15 protein-coding genes are annotated in these 15,437 nt (G+C 64.4%); 9 read left to right on the top strand and 6 right to left on the bottom strand.

The features are described from left to right. Positions 1–52: 52 nt before the first annotated feature. The 3 genes from ABFY71_RS02190 to ABFY71_RS02200 all read left to right on the top strand — a co-directional run bounded on the left by ABFY71_RS02190 (position 53) and on the right by ABFY71_RS02200 (position 2,518). Complete coding sequence (locus ABFY71_RS02190; protein WP_347944465.1) at positions 53–901, top strand: adenosylcobinamide-GDP ribazoletransferase; 849 nt, start codon at positions 53–55, stop codon at positions 899–901. A gap of 78 nt (positions 902–979) precedes the next feature. Continuing rightward, positions 980–1,666: a retropepsin-like aspartic protease family protein gene (locus ABFY71_RS02195; protein WP_305578723.1), complete on the top strand. Its 687-nt coding sequence runs from the start codon at positions 980–982 to the stop codon at positions 1,664–1,666. Positions 1,667–1,819: 153 nt separating this feature from the next. Beyond that, positions 1,820–2,518: a CBS domain-containing protein gene (locus ABFY71_RS02200; protein ID WP_347944466.1), complete on the top strand. Its 699-nt coding sequence runs from the start codon at positions 1,820–1,822 to the stop codon at positions 2,516–2,518. A 126-nt stretch (positions 2,519–2,644) separates the two neighbouring features. On the opposite strand, the gene ABFY71_RS02205 is transcribed toward ABFY71_RS02200, so the two are convergent. Genes ABFY71_RS02205 through ABFY71_RS02220 form a run of 4 tightly spaced genes read right to left on the bottom strand, consistent with a single transcriptional unit; the run spans position 2,645 to position 6,822 of the window. Continuing rightward, positions 2,645–3,784, bottom strand: a complete 1,140-nt coding sequence (locus tag ABFY71_RS02205) for an iron-containing alcohol dehydrogenase (RefSeq protein WP_347944467.1) — start codon at positions 3,782–3,784, stop codon at positions 2,645–2,647. Continuing rightward, positions 3,777–4,706, bottom strand: a complete 930-nt coding sequence (locus ABFY71_RS02210; protein ID WP_347944468.1) for a dihydrodipicolinate synthase family protein — start codon at positions 4,704–4,706, stop codon at positions 3,777–3,779. The genes ABFY71_RS02205 and ABFY71_RS02210 overlap by 8 nt, the downstream gene beginning before the upstream one ends. Beyond that, positions 4,703–5,653, bottom strand: a complete 951-nt coding sequence (pdxA, locus tag ABFY71_RS02215; RefSeq protein WP_347944470.1) for a 4-hydroxythreonine-4-phosphate dehydrogenase PdxA — start codon at positions 5,651–5,653, stop codon at positions 4,703–4,705. The genes ABFY71_RS02210 and pdxA overlap by 4 nt, the downstream gene beginning before the upstream one ends. Further along, positions 5,650–6,822, bottom strand: coding sequence for a sialidase family protein (locus tag ABFY71_RS02220; protein ID WP_347944471.1), 1,173 nt, complete (start codon positions 6,820–6,822; stop codon positions 5,650–5,652). Before ABFY71_RS02220 ends, pdxA begins: the two co-directional genes overlap by 4 nt. 355 nt (positions 6,823–7,177) lie before the next feature. Here ABFY71_RS02220 and ABFY71_RS02225 point away from each other — a divergent pair, with 355 nt between their 5' ends. The 6 genes from ABFY71_RS02225 (at position 7,178) to ABFY71_RS02250 (ending at position 13,902) form a co-directional block, all read left to right on the top strand. Continuing rightward, complete coding sequence (locus tag ABFY71_RS02225; protein ID WP_347944526.1) at positions 7,178–8,635, top strand: ABC transporter substrate-binding protein; 1,458 nt, start codon at positions 7,178–7,180, stop codon at positions 8,633–8,635. A 76-nt stretch (positions 8,636–8,711) separates the two neighbouring features. Beyond that, positions 8,712–9,626 carry an ABC transporter permease gene (locus ABFY71_RS02230; protein ID WP_347944472.1) on the top strand — a complete coding sequence of 305 codons (915 nt, stop codon included), beginning with the start codon at positions 8,712–8,714 and terminating at the stop codon, positions 9,624–9,626. Between the two features lie 12 nt (positions 9,627–9,638). After that, positions 9,639–10,565: an ABC transporter permease gene (locus tag ABFY71_RS02235; protein WP_305578709.1), complete on the top strand. Its 927-nt coding sequence runs from the start codon at positions 9,639–9,641 to the stop codon at positions 10,563–10,565. Then, complete coding sequence (locus tag ABFY71_RS02240) at positions 10,558–12,171, top strand: ABC transporter ATP-binding protein (RefSeq protein ID WP_347944473.1); 1,614 nt, start codon at positions 10,558–10,560, stop codon at positions 12,169–12,171. Before ABFY71_RS02235 ends, ABFY71_RS02240 begins: the two co-directional genes overlap by 8 nt. Continuing rightward, on the top strand, positions 12,168–13,202 hold the full coding sequence (locus ABFY71_RS02245) for a four-carbon acid sugar kinase family protein (RefSeq protein ID WP_347944474.1): 1,035 nt from the start codon (positions 12,168–12,170) through the stop codon (positions 13,200–13,202). Before ABFY71_RS02240 ends, ABFY71_RS02245 begins: the two co-directional genes overlap by 4 nt. Position 13,203: 1 nt before the next feature. After that, a complete protein-coding gene (locus ABFY71_RS02250; RefSeq protein ID WP_305578702.1) occupies positions 13,204–13,902 on the top strand; it encodes a FadR/GntR family transcriptional regulator in 699 nt (232 codons plus the stop codon). An 18-nt stretch (positions 13,903–13,920) separates the two neighbouring features. Here ABFY71_RS02250 and ABFY71_RS02255 read toward each other — a convergent pair whose 3' ends face one another. Continuing rightward, positions 13,921–14,640, bottom strand: a complete 720-nt coding sequence (locus tag ABFY71_RS02255; protein ID WP_347944475.1) for a polysaccharide deacetylase family protein — start codon at positions 14,638–14,640, stop codon at positions 13,921–13,923. A 247-nt stretch (positions 14,641–14,887) separates the two neighbouring features. Beyond that, on the bottom strand, positions 14,888–15,352 hold the full coding sequence (locus tag ABFY71_RS02260; protein ID WP_305578698.1) for a YaiI/YqxD family protein: 465 nt from the start codon (positions 15,350–15,352) through the stop codon (positions 14,888–14,890). Positions 15,353–15,437: the final 85 nt, after the last annotated feature.

Below are 15,437 nucleotides of genomic sequence, written 5' to 3' on the forward strand. Positions count from 1 at the left end.
CCGAATTGCTATGATAGGAAAGGGACCATCTTGTTGCCGATAACGGGGCCAAATGCAATTGACCGACGAGCAGCCCAATGACGCCATTGCCCCTGAAGCGATCGACCCCAGCCGCCCCGGTATCAGGCCCGGCGGGATCGGGCTGACTGACGATTTCATCATGGCGGTCCGGTTCTTTTCGCGGCTGCCGACCGGCAGCTTCCCTCACCAGAAGCCGGAACTGAACCGCATTGCCATGGCCCTGCCCCTGGCCAGTCTGGCGATTGGCGCCGGGCCGGCCCTGTTGCTGCTCGGCGGCGGGCTGGTCGGGCTACCGGGCTATTTTGCCGCAGCGCTGGCGGTGGGGGCGTTGGTGCTGGTCAGCGGGGCGATGGCCGAGGACGCGCTGGCGGACGCCGCCGACGGGCTGTTCGGCGGACAGAGCCCGGCACGGCGGCTGGAAATCATGAAGGACAGCCGGCACGGCACCTATGGGGTGGCAGCCTTGTGCCTGTTCATCATGCTGCGGGTCACCGGCCTGGGGGCGGTGGCCGCCAGCAGTCCGCTGGCCGCTGCCGCCATCTGGCTGGCCGCCAGCATTGCCGGGCGCTCGGGCGCACTCTGGCTGGTGGTGGCGCTGCCAGCCGCGCGGCCGGGCGGCCTTGCCGCAACGGCCGGGGCCGTCAGCGGCCGCAGCTTTGCCGTGGGGGCCGTGTTTGCCGTGCTGCTGCTGTTTGTGCTGGGGGGGCCGGCGACCAATCTGCTGGCACTGGGCCTGGCCATCGCGGCGGCGCTGGCGGTGATGGCCGGCTGGAGTGCCCTTTGCCGACGGCTGGTGGGTGGACAGACCGGCGACCTGATCGGGGCGCTGGGGGCGTTGGTCGAGATTGCCGTGCTGGCCGCCCTGCTCCCCTTCGCCTGAGCCGCGGGGCCTTGAAAATGCCGTGCCAATTGCCTTTATCAAGAGGATGACCCCGCCCGAACGCGAAAGTGCGCCAGCATGATTTTCATCGGAATTGCGCTGCTGATCTCGATCGGGCTGGCGCTGTTGATCAGCGCCGATGCCGGCGATCTGGCGGGATTGAGCCAGATGCAGACGGCCCAGCTGATCCCCCTGCTGGTGCTGCTGATCGTGTTTGCCGGTGGCCTGTTCACGCGGCGGCGGCCGGCCAGGGAGATGCTGACCAGCGTGGTATTGTGGGTCGGCATTTTTGCCGTGGCGGCGCTGAGCTACGCCTATCGCGACGAGATGATCGGGCTGGCCGGAAGGCTGGCGGGTGAGTTGCGGCCCGGGGTGGCGATGGTCGATGCCGAACAGGGCACCGCGACATTCCGGCGCGGCATTGGCGGGCATTTCGAGATCGAAGCCACCGTCAATGGCCACACCACGCCAATGATCTTTGATACCGGCGCCAGCGCGGTGGTGCTGACCCTGGCCGACGCCGAAGCGGCCGGCATCGACACGCGCGCGCTGCGCTTCAGCACCGCCGTCGCCACTGCCAATGGCACCGGGCGCGCCGCGCGGGTGCGGCTCGACCGGCTGGAGGTGGGCGGCATTACCCGGCAGGGCATTGTGGCCTTCGTCACCGAGGCCGAGGCCCTCGAAACCAGCCTGCTCGGCATGACCTTCCTGGAGACCCTCAGTCGCTACAGCGTGACGCAGAATTCGCTGGAGCTGGAAGACTAGGCCGTAGCCTGCCTCTGGCGCGTGGCGCCTGGGGTCGGGTCATCGGCGCGGTTGGGACACGTCAGGCAGGCCCAATTGTGGCGGCAATAATCGCCGATAACCACGCCAGATTGGCGTGCTAAGGTCCGATCCAGTCAACCAGAGGAGAGTACAATGCTAGCCAAGGACATCATGACGGCAACGGTGATTTCGATCCCGAACGACGGCACTGTTGAGCAAGCCGTACAGCTGATGCTCGACCATCACGTCAGCGCCCTGCCGGTGATCGACGCCAAGGGGAAATTGGCGGGTCTGATCAGCGAGGGCGATCTGATGCGGCGCGTCCGCGAACCTGACGACACGCGCCGGTCATGGTGGCTCGAGATTTTCGCTGGCGTGGACGAGAACGCCCAGGATTTCGTCAAGCTGCGCAGTCAGAGGGTTGCCGATGTGATGACCAGGAAGGTTATCTCGGTGCAGGAAGATGCGCCGGTCGGCCAGATTGCCAAACTGCTGGAGAAGCACCGGATCAAGCGCGTGCCCGTGCTGCGGGGTAGTCAGGTGGTCGGCATTGTCAGCCGGTCGAACCTGCTGCACGCCCTGTCCAGGGCCGACCATAGCGGGCTGCCCGTGTCCTCCGCAGATGACCGCGCCCTGCGCGTCAGGATCGACACGGCGCTCAAGGAAGTGCCCATGGGCGCATCCAACCTGGTCAACTTCGAGGTTGAATCGGGGAACGTCGTCGTGCACGGCCTGGTCGAAAGCGACATGGAAGCCAATGCGATCCGCGTCGCCATCGAAAATGTGCCTGGCGTGCACAAGGTCGACATGCAGATGGGACGCCTGCCAGCCTGGGCCAGCTATGGCATGTGAGGACCTGCGATAGGGGCATCAGCCAAGAGGTGGGAAGCGTCTGAGGGTCAGAATCGCTTCCCACGGTGGCGCCACGACGATCCGGGCAGACCGGAGTGCCGTGCGCGCAGCGTGCAGCGAAAACCCTCAGGCCATGGCGGCCTGATAGATGCTCAGGGCGTCTTCGACCAATATGGGCCTGGGATTGTTGTCCATCAGCCTACGAATGGCGTGCGCTTCCGTTGCCCAGTCCGGCAGGTCGGCGCTTGCCGCGCCATGAGCGGATAGCCGGGTCTCGATGCCCAGCTTCTGGCAGAAGACAAGGCTCTCGGCGAGGATATCGCCGGCTTGGTCGCGGGCGGAAAACTGCAGGAGATCGCAGATTTGTGCCGTCTTTTCCCGGGCTGCTGGCGCATTGAACGCCAGCATGTGGGGAAAGATGATGGCGTTTGCGAGCCCATGCGGCAGCTTGAGCCGGGTGCCCAGCGGATAGGCCAGCGCATGACCGCCGGCGGTATTGACCGGGCCCAGACAGACGCCACCATAGTAGGAGGCCAGCATCATCCCGGCGCGCGCCTCGGTATCCTGCGCCTCGGCTACCGCCCGCGCCAGGTATCGCCCGACCAGCGCGATGCCAAGGCTGGCATAGCCATCGATCAGCGGATGCGCCTTGATATTGGTGAAAGCTTCCACGCAGTGGGCCAGCGCATCGACACCCGTCGCGGCGGTGACGGCAGGCGGGACTGAATAGGTCAATTCTGGATCGAGCACGGCAATGTCGGCCAGCATGTACGGGCTTTCGACCGCCATCTTGGCCAGGGTTTCCGGATCGGTGACCAGCGCGCGAATGCCCGCTTCCGACCCGGTGCCCGATGTGGTGGGCACCTGTGCGAGCGCGGTGCGGCGACCGGCGATCTTGCCGGCTCCGACCACCTCGGGCACCGACTGGGTGCTGTCCCACAGGACCGCAACCAGCTTGGCCACGTCCATGACCGAGCCACCGCCCAGCCCGATCACCAGATCGGGCCGGAAGGCGCGGGCCGCAGCCAGCACCGCTTCCACCGCTGGCAGATCCGGCTCGGGCGGAATGTCGATGAAGGTCTCGACCACGCCGGACAGCCCGATGCGCGGCACAAAACCCTCGGTCGGCGCCATGGCGACGACGAAGATACGCCGGTAGGGCGCGGCCCATTCAGCCAATCGCGAGACCGCACCCGCGCCGATCTCCAGCCGCGCGGGCTGCAGCAGCGTGATCGGGCGCGCCATGGAGAGGATCGCCTCAGACATGTTCCTGACCCTCAAGCACGCTCATTTTGGCCCAGACGATGTCCAGTTCTGCTGGCGTGAGCTCCACCAGGGGCGGGCGCAGGCGGGTCCAGCCCGGATGATTGCGGCGTTTGGCCAGCATGGCCTTGATAGTGGGCAGTTGCACATAGGCATTGGAAAGATCGCGCCAGGCATTGATCCGGGCCTGCGCCGCCTCGACTTTTTCGTGTTGCTCGGGCTCGAACCAGCCATCAAAGACCACGCGCAAATGGTTGGCGATGAGGTTCGAGCTGGAGGTGATGCACCCTGCCCCGCCCGAGCGCAGCAGGGGCAGCATGAACGGATCAGCGCCCGCAAGCACCGAGAAATCCCTGAACGTGCTGGCGAATTGCTGCATGCTTTCCAGCTTGCCCGAGCTGTCCTTGATGCCGACGACAATGCCGGGGAAAGCTTCGAGCAATCGGCCGACCAGTTCGACCGAGAGGCCGACCTGGGCAATGGGCGGAATGTGGTAGAGAACGACGCGCAGATCGTCGCGGCCGACACCTTCGATCGCCTCGGCATAGAAGCGGAACAGCCCCTCGTCGCTGACGCCCTTGTAGTAGAAGGGCGGCAACACCACCGTTGCCTTGACGCCCGCTTCGACCGCGTGGCGCATCAGGGTCACCGTGTCGGCAACATTGGTTTGCGAGGTGCCGGGAAGCAGCCGCTGCGCGGAAATGCCGGCGGCGATCACCTTGTCGAGCAGCGCCTGCCGCTGGGCGATGCTGAAGGAATTGGCTTCCCCCGTCGTGCCCAGCATGGCAATGCCGTCGCACCCTTCATCGAGCAGCGCCTGGCAATGGGTGGCGAAGGCGGCGTGGTCGGGCGTGCCGTCTTCGAGGACCGGCGTGGCGCTGGCGCAGAAGACGCCGTGAATAGGCAGACTGGTGGCGGGGTTCATGGCTTCTTTCCTGCAACCAGACGCCGGGCATAGGCGATGGCTTCGTTCATGTTGGTGTGGTTGGCCTTGCCGGTGCCGGCAATGTCGAAGGCGGTGCCATGATCGACCGAGGTGCGATCAATGGGCAGGCCCAGCGACACGTTGACGGCGGTATCGAAGGCGACGAGCTTGATCGGGATATGGCCCTGATCGTGATACTGGGCGATGACCAGATCAAAGGCGCCATTATAGGCGCGGTAGTAGAGCGTGTCGGCCGAGATCGGTCCCTGCACGTCGATGCCTTCGGCCTGGGCCATGGCCACGGCCGGCACCACCTGCACATCGTCCTCGGTGCCGAACAGGCCATTTTCCCCGCAATGGGGATTGATGCCGGCAACGGCAATGCGCGGCCTGGCATAACCAATACGCTTGAGGTGCTCGTTACCCGCGCGAATGGTCGCCAGGATCCGCTCGGGCGTGGCCCGGTCAATGGCGGTCTTGAGCGAGACATGGGTCGAGACGTGAATGACCTTGAGGCGCTCGGAGGCCAGCAGCATGAAGGCCGACTTCTGGCCGGTCAGCGCCGTCAGCATGCCGGTGTGACCATCATAGTGATGCCCGGCCAGGTTGAGCGCTTCCTTGTTGATCGGCGCCGTGACGATGCAGCCAATCCTGCCGGCCTCGGCGTCGCGCACCGCCTTCTCGATGAAGCGGAACGCCGCGTCGCCGGCGCGGGGATCGAGCTTGCCCCAGGGCAGCGGGCCACCCTCAATGGGCAGGTCTTCAACCAGCCCGTCAAGTTCAATGACGGCGCCCGTGGCGGCGATCGCGCGATCCAGCGTGGCCCGGTTGCCGTAAATGCGCGTGCGGGCCTGATCGGCCGGGCTCATTTCCGCCAGGGCGCGGACCGCAATCTCGGGGCCGACGCCAGCTGGGTCGCCCATGGTGATGCCAATAGTGTCGCTCAACTTGGTTCTCCGTCGATCCATCCCTGGGGGAGACGGACATATTTGATGGCCCGCCGGAAATAGGTGTAGGCCACATGCAGCGCGCCGTCTGGACCTTCCAGCAGGTAGGGATAGGACAGTTCCTTGTTGCGCCCATCAACGGAATTGTTCGACAGGCACTTGCCGGAACTGTCGTCGATGACACGGCGCAGCGGGAAGGTGCGACCACCATCAGTGGAAATGCACAGCGAAAGCGGCGCCCGGGGCACGCCCCAGATGGGGGCGCAGCCACCACTGGCGTCAGGGCGATCGTCCCCCGCCTCAATCTCGTCATAGAGCGAGACGCGCCGGTCATCAGAGGTTGCGGCCGAGGACGGATTGCACACCATGGCCAGCCGGCCATCGGCGAGGCGAATGACATTGATCGAGGAATTGTTGTTGGGCACGTCGGTCGGTTCGGTTGCCGACCAGGTGAGCCCGCCATCATGGCTTTCCGAGCGATGCACGAAATCGGACTGTCGGCGACGATAGAAGGCCACCATATGCTCGCCATCAAGCGGCACGATGGTCATATGCACCGAGCCGGTGGAGCCGGGAACCTCGGTCATCGTCCACGTCGCGCCATCGTCGTGACTGACGGCGACGCCAGCCGTATCATGGCTGCCGTTCCAGCGCTGACCCGGGCGGGGAATGCAGCGGAAGACCGGCATCATCCAGGCGCCATCGGTGCGGCGCACGAACCGTCCGCGCACGAAGGTGCCGAGCGGCAGGTCGATGACGCGGGGCGCCGCGCCGGTCAGCGTGCCGCCCGCCATGCTGATTTCGCGCGCACGTAGCAGGCACTCGTCCTGGTTGCCCGCCGGCTGGGCGGTATGGAACAGCAGCCATTGGCCGTGCTGGTTGCGCGTCAGCACCGGATTTTGCTCGGAGCGATCAGGGTCGTTGCTGAGCTGTACCGAAGGGCTCCAGCACGCGGCACCGGGCGCCAGCGTTGAGGCATAGATGGAAATGTCGGACTTGCCCTCAAGCGTACCGCCAAACCACAGACAAGCCAGCGTGCCGTCATCCAGCAATTCGATGAAGGCGGCGTGATTCTGCACCATGGGCGACGGGAGATAGGCCTCGAAACGCCCCGCGCCTGTGGCTGTCACCTGCCCGGTCATGCGCGCTTCAATCTCTTGCGGGGACATGGCTCTTCCTCTTTCTTATTGCTTGCCTCAAACTTTACAGAGGCACCTATGTTGTCAAGTTATTATTTTCAGATACCGGTCATTTCGTCCCAGTGGTTTTGTAAAATATCCTGCAAGATCAATGTTTTAACTTGAGCCTCTTTGCAGAAACACAGAAGTTCATGATTTGTGTTTGACAACTTGATGTTGTAACATGATAGTGCGGAGCAAGGCAGGGCCTATTGAAGGGCCCGCCTGACAGAGACTGTGTGGACGCCCCTGCAGCGTCGTTCACGCCAACCGAAAGCGCTGCAAAGGGAGGAAGAACTTGACCATCAAACACATTCTGATCGGCGCACTCCTGGCGTCGACATCCATGGGGCCTGCCCTGGCCCAGGACAACACCGATATCACCGTCGTGCTGAGCGAAGAGCTCGACCTGGTCGAGCCCTGCATGGCGACCCGCTCCAATATCGGGCGCGTCATCATGCAGAACATCAGCGAAACGCTGACCGAGCTCGACGTGCGCGGCAACAAGGGCCTGATGCCCCGCCTGGCTGACAGCTGGGAAGACAAGGGCGACGGCACCTGGCAGTTTAAGCTGCATCCGGGCGTAACCTTCTCGGACGGCTCTGCCCTCGATGCCAATGACGTCAAGCACTCGTTCGACCGCGTCTTCAGCGATCAGCTGACCTGCGAAAGCGCGCGCTATTTCGCCGATACCGAATTGACCTTCACCGTAGTCGACGACACCACCATCGACGTCAAGGCCGAGCCGGCGCAGCCGATCCTGCCGCTGCTGATGAGCCTGGTCACCATCGTGCCATCCGAAACACCAATGGAATTCGTGCGCGACCCCATCGGCACCGGTCCCTATGTCATGTCCGAATGGACGGCCGGTCAGCAGATCGTGCTGGAGCGTCGCAACGACTATTGGGGTGACCAGCCTGCCGTCGCCAAGGCAACCTATCTCTTCCGTTCCGAGCCCGCCGTCCGGGCCGGCATGGTGGCCGCTGGGGAAGCCGATATTGCGCCGCAGATCACCGAAGATGTCGCCGACAACCGGGACACCGACTTCAGCTACCCGAACTCGGAAACCGTTTACATGCGCATCGACCAGACGGTCGAGCCAATGGGTGACCTGCGTGTCCGTCAGGCCCTGAACGCTGCCATCGAACGCGAAGCCTTCATCGGCACCGTGCTCGCCGACGGTACCGAGCTTGCCACCGCCATTGTTCCGCCCACCACGCTGGGCTGGAATGCTGATCTGGTGCCGCCAGCCTACGACCCGGACCACGCCCGTGAACTGCTCGCCGCCGCCGAGGCTGATGGCGTCAACATCAAGGCGCCGGTTGAAGTGATCGCCCGCACCGAGAATTTCCCGCACGTGACCGAAGTGGGCGAAGCTCTGGTGCAGATGCTCAACGAAGTCGGCTTCAATGCCAGCCTGCGCATGGTGGAAGTGGCAGAGCACGAGCAGTATTACTCCAAGCCCTACCCGGATGGTCGTCCGGCCCAGGTCGTGGTTGCCCAGCATGACAATTCGCGTGGCGACCCGGTGTTCTCGGCCTACTTCAAGTACCACAGCAATGGCACCCAGTCGGGCGTCAACGATCCAAAGGTCGACACGCTGATCGAACAGGCAACTGCCGCCACGGGTGACGAGCGCGCTGCGCTCTGGTCCGAGCTGTTTGCCTATGTGCAGAACGACATCGTAGCCGATGCCCTGCTGTTCCACATGGTTGGCCATAGCCGGGTTGGCGCCCGCCTTGACTTCACGCCAACCATTGCGACCAATCAGCAGCTGCAACTGTCTGAAATCAATTTCAAATAGTCGCCGCCACAATCCACAATCGACGGTGCCGGGGCGTTTCCCCGGCACCAGTTTCTTACCAACCGGGTGAAGAGCAATGATCAAACTGATCGGACAGCGGGCCATCGCCAGTCTGCTCTCGCTACTGGGCCTGATGGTCCTGGTGTTTTTTCTGTCGCGCCTGACCGGCGATCCGGCAGTACTGTTTCTCCCCATTGATGCCACCGAGGCAATGAAGGCCAATTTCCGTGCCCTGCACGGCCTGGACGCGCCGCTGCTCGAGCAGTTTGGCCGCTATGTCTGGGATCTGCTGCAGTTCGACTTCGGGCAGTCGCTGCGCAAGGCCCGGCCGGCCATCGACGTGGTCATGGAAGCCTATGCCTGGACCCTGCCGCTGGCCCTGATCACGCTGAGCCTGGTCGTGGTCGCCGCCATTGTGCTGGGTTCGCTTGCAGCGTTCAAGATCGGCGGGTTCTTCGACCGAATGGTGTCGATCATCTCGCTGATCGGCGCCTCCGCACCCGATTTCTGGGTCGCCATTGTGGCGATCGTGGTGTTCTCGATCAATCTGGGTTGGCTGCCAACCTCCGGCGTCGGCACGCCGCTGCACTGGGTGCTGCCGATCGCCGTGCTGTTCATCCGGCCCTTCGGCCTCATCGTCCAGGTGGTGCGGGGGTCCATGCTCTCGGCGCTGTCGGCGGCCTATGTGAAGACGGCCCGCGCCAAGGGCGTCAAGAACCTGCCGATCATCTTCGTCCATACCTTGCGCAATGCCATGCTGCCGGTCATCACCGTGATCGGCGATCAGGCAGCCGCCATGCTGAACGGGGCGGTCATCGTCGAAACCATTTTCGGTTTCCCCGGCATCGGCAAGCTGATGATCGACTCCATCCTGCAGCGCGACTTCAACGTCGTGCTGGCCGCCATCATGGTCACTGCCGTGGCCATCTTCATCATGAATATGCTGATCGACATCGCCTATGGCCTGCTCGATCCGCGGATCCGCCACTAGGGAGCGCTGCGCATGTCGGACTTGTCGCTCACCAAACCCAATAACCCCGCGACACAGCGCGGCTTCACCATCTTCCTGGCCATGCTGTGGCGGGACAAGCTGGCCTTCATCTCGGCCCTGGTGCTGGTGCTGGTCGTGCTGTGCGCGCTGGTCGGTCCTGCCTTGCTGGGCGATCTGGCGACCAACCAGAACCTGCGTGGCCGCAACAGCCCGCCCTTCGACATGACGCGCGGCTGGGCCTTCTTCCTGGGCGGCGATTCACTGGGACGGCCGATGCTGGCCCGGCTGATCGTGGCAGCCCGCAGCACCATGATGGTGGCCGCCGGCGCCGTGGCCACGGCCCTGATCGTGGGCGCAACGCTCGGCCTGGTGGCCGGCTATATGGGCAAGAACATCTCGCAGGCCATCATGCGCCTGGCCGACGTGATCATGTCCTTTCCCTCGCTGCTGCTCGCTGTGGTGGTGCTCTATGTGCTGGGTCCCTCAATCCCCAACATGATCCTGGTGCTGGCCATCACCCGCATCCCGATCTATCTGCGCACCACCCGGGCCGAGGTGCTCGAAGTGCGCGAGCGCATGTTCGTGCAGGCCGCGGTGGTCATGGGGGCCTCGCACGGGCGCATCATCGTGCGGCATGTGCTGCCGGTGGTGGCGCCGACGCTGGTCACCATTGCCACGCTCGATTTCGCCTTCGTCATGCTGGCCGAATCCTCATTGTCTTTCCTCGGCATCGGTATCCAGCCGCCAGACATCACCTGGGGCCTGATGGTCAGCCAGGGCCGGCCCTATCTGACCACGGCCTGGTGGCTCGCGCTCTGGCCCGGCGTCTGCATCGTCATCACCACGCTGGCGCTCAACCTGCTGTCCAACTGGATGCGCATTGCCCTCGACCCCGCCCAGCGCTGGCGGCTGGAAGCCCGGAGCACGACCGATGTCTGAAGCCCTGCTCGACGTGCGCAACCTGTCGGTGGATTTTCATACCGCGCGCGGCACCGTCCACGCCGTCAAGAACGTGTCCTGGAGCGTCAACCGCGGCGAAACGCTGGCTATCCTGGGCGAAAGCGGCTCGGGCAAGTCGGTGTCGGCCTCGGCCGTGATGAACATTCTCGACATGCCCCCCGCGCAGATCGTGGGTGGGGAAATCCTGTTCGAGGGCCAGGACCTGCTCAAGATCAGCTATGAGACCCACCGGGCCCTCAACGGCAAGAAGATCGCCATGATCTTCCAGGATCCGCTCAGCCACCTCAATCCGGTCTATACCGTGGGCTGGCAGATCGTGGAGATGATGACCGCGCACGGCCGCCCGGCCGACAAGGCGCTGCAGCGGGCGCTCGAACTGATCGGACGCGTCGGCATTGCCGATCCCGAGCAGGCGCTGCACAAATATCCGCACCAGTTTTCCGGTGGCCAGCGCCAGCGCCTGATGATCGCCATGGCCCTGATGCTCAAGCCCGACATCCTGATCGCGGACGAGCCGACCACGGCACTGGACGTCACCATCCAGGCCGAAGTGCTGGCTCTGCTCAAGGAGTTGCAGCTCGAAACCGGCATGGCCATGGTGCTGATCACCCATGACCTGGGCGTGGTCGCCGAGATTGCCGACCGCGTTGTGGTGATGAGCAAGGGCGAAATCGTCGAACAGGGGACGCCGCGCGAGGTCTATCACAATGCCCAGCATCCCTATACCCGCCAGCTGATCGGCGCGGCGCCCGGCAAGGGCGAGATCAAGCTGCTCGAAACGGCCGCCCCGGTGCTGCTGGAGACCAAAAAACTCTGCAAGACCTACGGCGAGTTCACCGCGCTCAAGGATGTGTCGCTGGTGCTGCATCGTGGCCAGACCCTGGCGGTCGTCGGCGAAAGTGGCTCGGGAAAATCGACGCTGGCGCGCGCCATCCTGCGGCTCGAAAACCCCGACAGCGGCGAGGCGCTGTGGAAGGGCCAGGACCTGATCGGCATGAATGCACGCGAGCTGCTCGGCGTGCGGCGGCAGATCCAGATGGTGTTCCAGGACCCGACGCAGTCGCTCAACCCCCGCATGTCGGTGTATCAGCTGATCTCGGAGGGCTGGGATATCCATCCGATCATGCCTGACCACGCCCAGCGCCGCGAACGGGTCGCCGAACTGCTGCTCCAGGTGGGGCTTGAGCCCGATCACGCGCAACGCTATCCGCACCAGTTTTCCGGCGGTCAGCGGCAACGCATCGCCATTGCCCGCGCCCTGGCGCTGGAGCCCGAGCTGATCATCTGTGATGAAGCGGTTTCGGCACTCGACGTGTCGATCCAGGCGCAGGTGATTGCCCTGCTCGAGGAGGTGCGCGCGCGCCTGGGCATCTCCTTCCTGTTCATCGCCCACGATCTGGGCGTGGTGCGCGACTTCGCCGATACGGTCATCGTGATGAAGGCCGGCGAAATCGTCGAACGCGGGCCGACCAGACAGATTTTCGAGGCGCCGCAGCACGACTATACGCGGCGCCTGCTGGCCGCCAATCTCGATCCCGATCCCGATATCCAGGCGCAGCGCCGACTGGCTGGCGCGCATCCATGACGCGCCTCGTCGTGGTCGCCGATGACCTGACGGGCGCGCTCGACGCCAGTGCCCCTTTCGCGGCGCGGGGCATCACGACAGTGGTGGCGCTGGGGCTTGATGGGATCGGCGCCGCCTTGGCCAGCGGGGCCGATGTCGTCGGCGTGTCCACCGACAGCCGCGAGATCGCCCCCGATGCCGCGCGGGACGCGGTGGCGGCCTGTATGGCCCGCCTGCCCCCCGGCGTGCCGGTGCTGAAGAAGGTGGATTCCCGGCTCAAGGGTCACATCGCCGCAGAACTGGACGCCATTGCCTTTCGCAGCGCCCTGGTCATGCCAGCCATTCCCGCATTCGGGCGCTGGGTGCGCGGGGGCAAGGTGGGCGGCTTCGGTGTGGCCGAGCCGATCGCGGTCGCCGACAAACTCGGGCGGCATGCCGGCGCGGCAACCATTCCCGACGCCGACACCCAGACCGATATCGACCTCGCCTTGTCCGGCGGCGCCTATGATCTGCTGGTTGGCGCCCGCGGCCTGGCGGAAGCGATGGCACAGCGCATGGCGCCCGATGCGCCAGCGCAGCGTGCCTATCCACTCGCAGCCCCGGCTTTCTGCATCATCGGCTCGACCGACCCGATTACCCAGGCACAAATCCAGCGCCTTCGCGCCGCCGCGCCCGATCTTGCCTATATCGCGGCACCCGATGGCAGGATGGCGGCGGTTACCAACACCGCCAGCATCACGGTGCTACAGGCAACGCGCGGCGAAGGCGCCGATCCCGCGACGGTCGCGCAGCGCCTGGGCGAGGCGCTGGTTCGGCTGAAGCCGCCCTCGGGCGCGGTGCTCGTCATTTCGGGTGGCGCCACGGCGCAGGTCGTGCTGCGCACGCTGGGCATCGCCGTTCTGGACCTTCTGGGCGAGGCCCTGCCCGGCCTGCCTATTGCCCAAGCGGCCGGCTTCACGATAATCACCAAGTCGGGGGGGTTCGGTTACCCTGACACCTTGATGCAGTTGCTCGGCCAGCTCGGCCATTCGGATCGGGAGAGTTGCGGATAGCATGTCGGAATTACTCAATGTACGACGCAGCCTTTCTGACGCGGTGTTCGACCGCATCCAGCGGGCTATCAAGTCCGGCGCCTATGGCGTGGATGAGCGACTGCCCACTGAACATGCCATGGCTGCCGAATTCCAGGTGTCGCGCCCGGTCGTGCGTGATGCATTGCAACGCCTGCGCGACCAGGGCCTGATCTACTCTCGCCGCGGCGCCGGCAGCTTCGTGCGTGAGCAGGGTGTGCGCGAGCCGCTGGGCTTCGGGCAGATGGAGAACCTGTCCGACCTCCAGCATTGCTACGACTTCCGCCTCACCATCGAGCCCGAGGCCGCCGCCATGGCTGCAACGCGTCGTACGCCCGAGGCTCTGCAGAAGATCAAGACTGCGCTGGGCCTGCTGCGCGATGCCACCAACCGGCAGGCGCACCGTGCGGACGCCGATTTCATGTTTCACCTGGCCATAGCCCAGGCCTCGGCCAATCCCTATTTCGCCACGGCGATGGAAGCACTGGAAGATCATATCGCCGTGGGCATGCGCTTTCACGGCCTGTCACTGCGCAGCACGAGCGATGGCCTGCAGCACGTTTTCGTGGAACACAGCGCGATACTGGAAGCGATCAGCTCACAGGATCCTGTGGCCGCGCGCGCGCTGATGCGGGAGCACCTGGTGGGATCACGCGACCGTCTTTTCGTCCCGCGCGCCTGAGCGTTTGGCGGATTCGATTCAGTCGCAACAGCTGCGCAGTTCGGACGCCTCGGCGATGATCACGTCGCGCCCGAATACGCCACTATCCCTCGGTACCAGCCGCACCACCGAATAACCGCGCTGTTCAAGCGCGCTCAGGAAAGTTGGCAGCATGGCCACGGTGCGCTGGTGAATATCGTGGAACAGCACGATACCACTGCCGAGCTGATCGAGCCTGGCCAGTGTGCGCTCGGCCACCACGGCCGCGCTGTCCTTGTAGTAGTCTTTGCTGTCGATATCGACATCGAGCACGATGGTACTGCCCTGCAGCAGGTTGGTGCGCAGGAAACCGGTCTGCGACAGATAGGGAAAGCGGAAGAAGGGCGAGAGCTTCTGTCCGGCACCGGCCAGCGCCTGTGACACCGCCCGTTCGCCCCTGGCGATCTCGTCGAGCGCCGCCTGACGGTCCAGACCGCTCAGATCGACATGATTGAAGGTGTGGCTCCCCACAGTGTGCCCCCGCAGCGCGACCTGCTGGGCCAGTTCGGGATGGGCCTGGGCAGCCGCGCCGAGCATCAGGAAGGTGGCCTTGACGCCAAAGCTGTCCAGCGTGACCAGAATTTCACTGGTCTTGCCGGTGCGCGGACCGTCATCAAAGGTCAGCACCACTTCACCGGGCCGCAGCACGATATCGCCGGTCGAACCGACCGACAGCGTGCGCCCGGCCAGATATCCCGGCGTCACAATCGGCTCGGGCATGCGCTGATCGGTGAATGGTGGAACGCCATGGGCGACCGACCCGGTGACTTCAGCTGAAACAGGGCGGTCAGTGTAAGAAAGCAGGCTGTGCTCGCGAGGCGGCTTGGCACATCCCGCCAGAACCGCGCACAACAACAGAAACGACACGGCAACACGCGGGAGGGACACAACCAGAACTCAGCACAATTGATACTGCACCCAGTTCTTCCCGATTATGGTTAACATTCCCCTCGCGAAAACTTAAGAACTACTTACCCGCCTGGGATTTAGCCTTTCGCCCCAGCGTATCCAGTGCGCTCAGAAACGCGGACCTGTCCGCCGGCGTGAAGCCCGCATTATAGCCTTTGCTCTCCCCGGTTTCGCGCAAATGCTGGTTGAGCTCGCGCATCGCCAGCGCCATGCCGATGGAGTCGGGCGTGAAGGGTTTGCCGGTAAATCCCAATACGTGGCAGCCCTTGTCGATGGCGCGGCTGGCCAGCGGGATATCGGCGGTCAGCACGATGTCATTGGCCGCAGCCTGCTCGACGATCCAGTCATCGGCCGCATCGGCTCCAGCGGACACCACGACAATCTTGACCATCGGGTCGCGCGACGGCCGTATCCCGCCATTGCTGACCAGGGTGATGACCAGGCCCAGCCGCTCGGCCACCTTCAGGGCTTCGGCCTTGACCGGACAGGCATCGGCATCGACGAAAATGGTGGGATCAGGCATGGGCGTTCTCAATACGGCAACACGACCTCATCCTTGGACAGGCTCAGGATGAGGTCTCGTGGGGGTTCACAGTGGTCCGCATGGT

The organism is Devosia alba (assembly GCF_039938915.1).
GTDB classification, from domain to species: Bacteria; Pseudomonadota; Alphaproteobacteria; order Rhizobiales; family Devosiaceae; genus Devosia; species Devosia alba.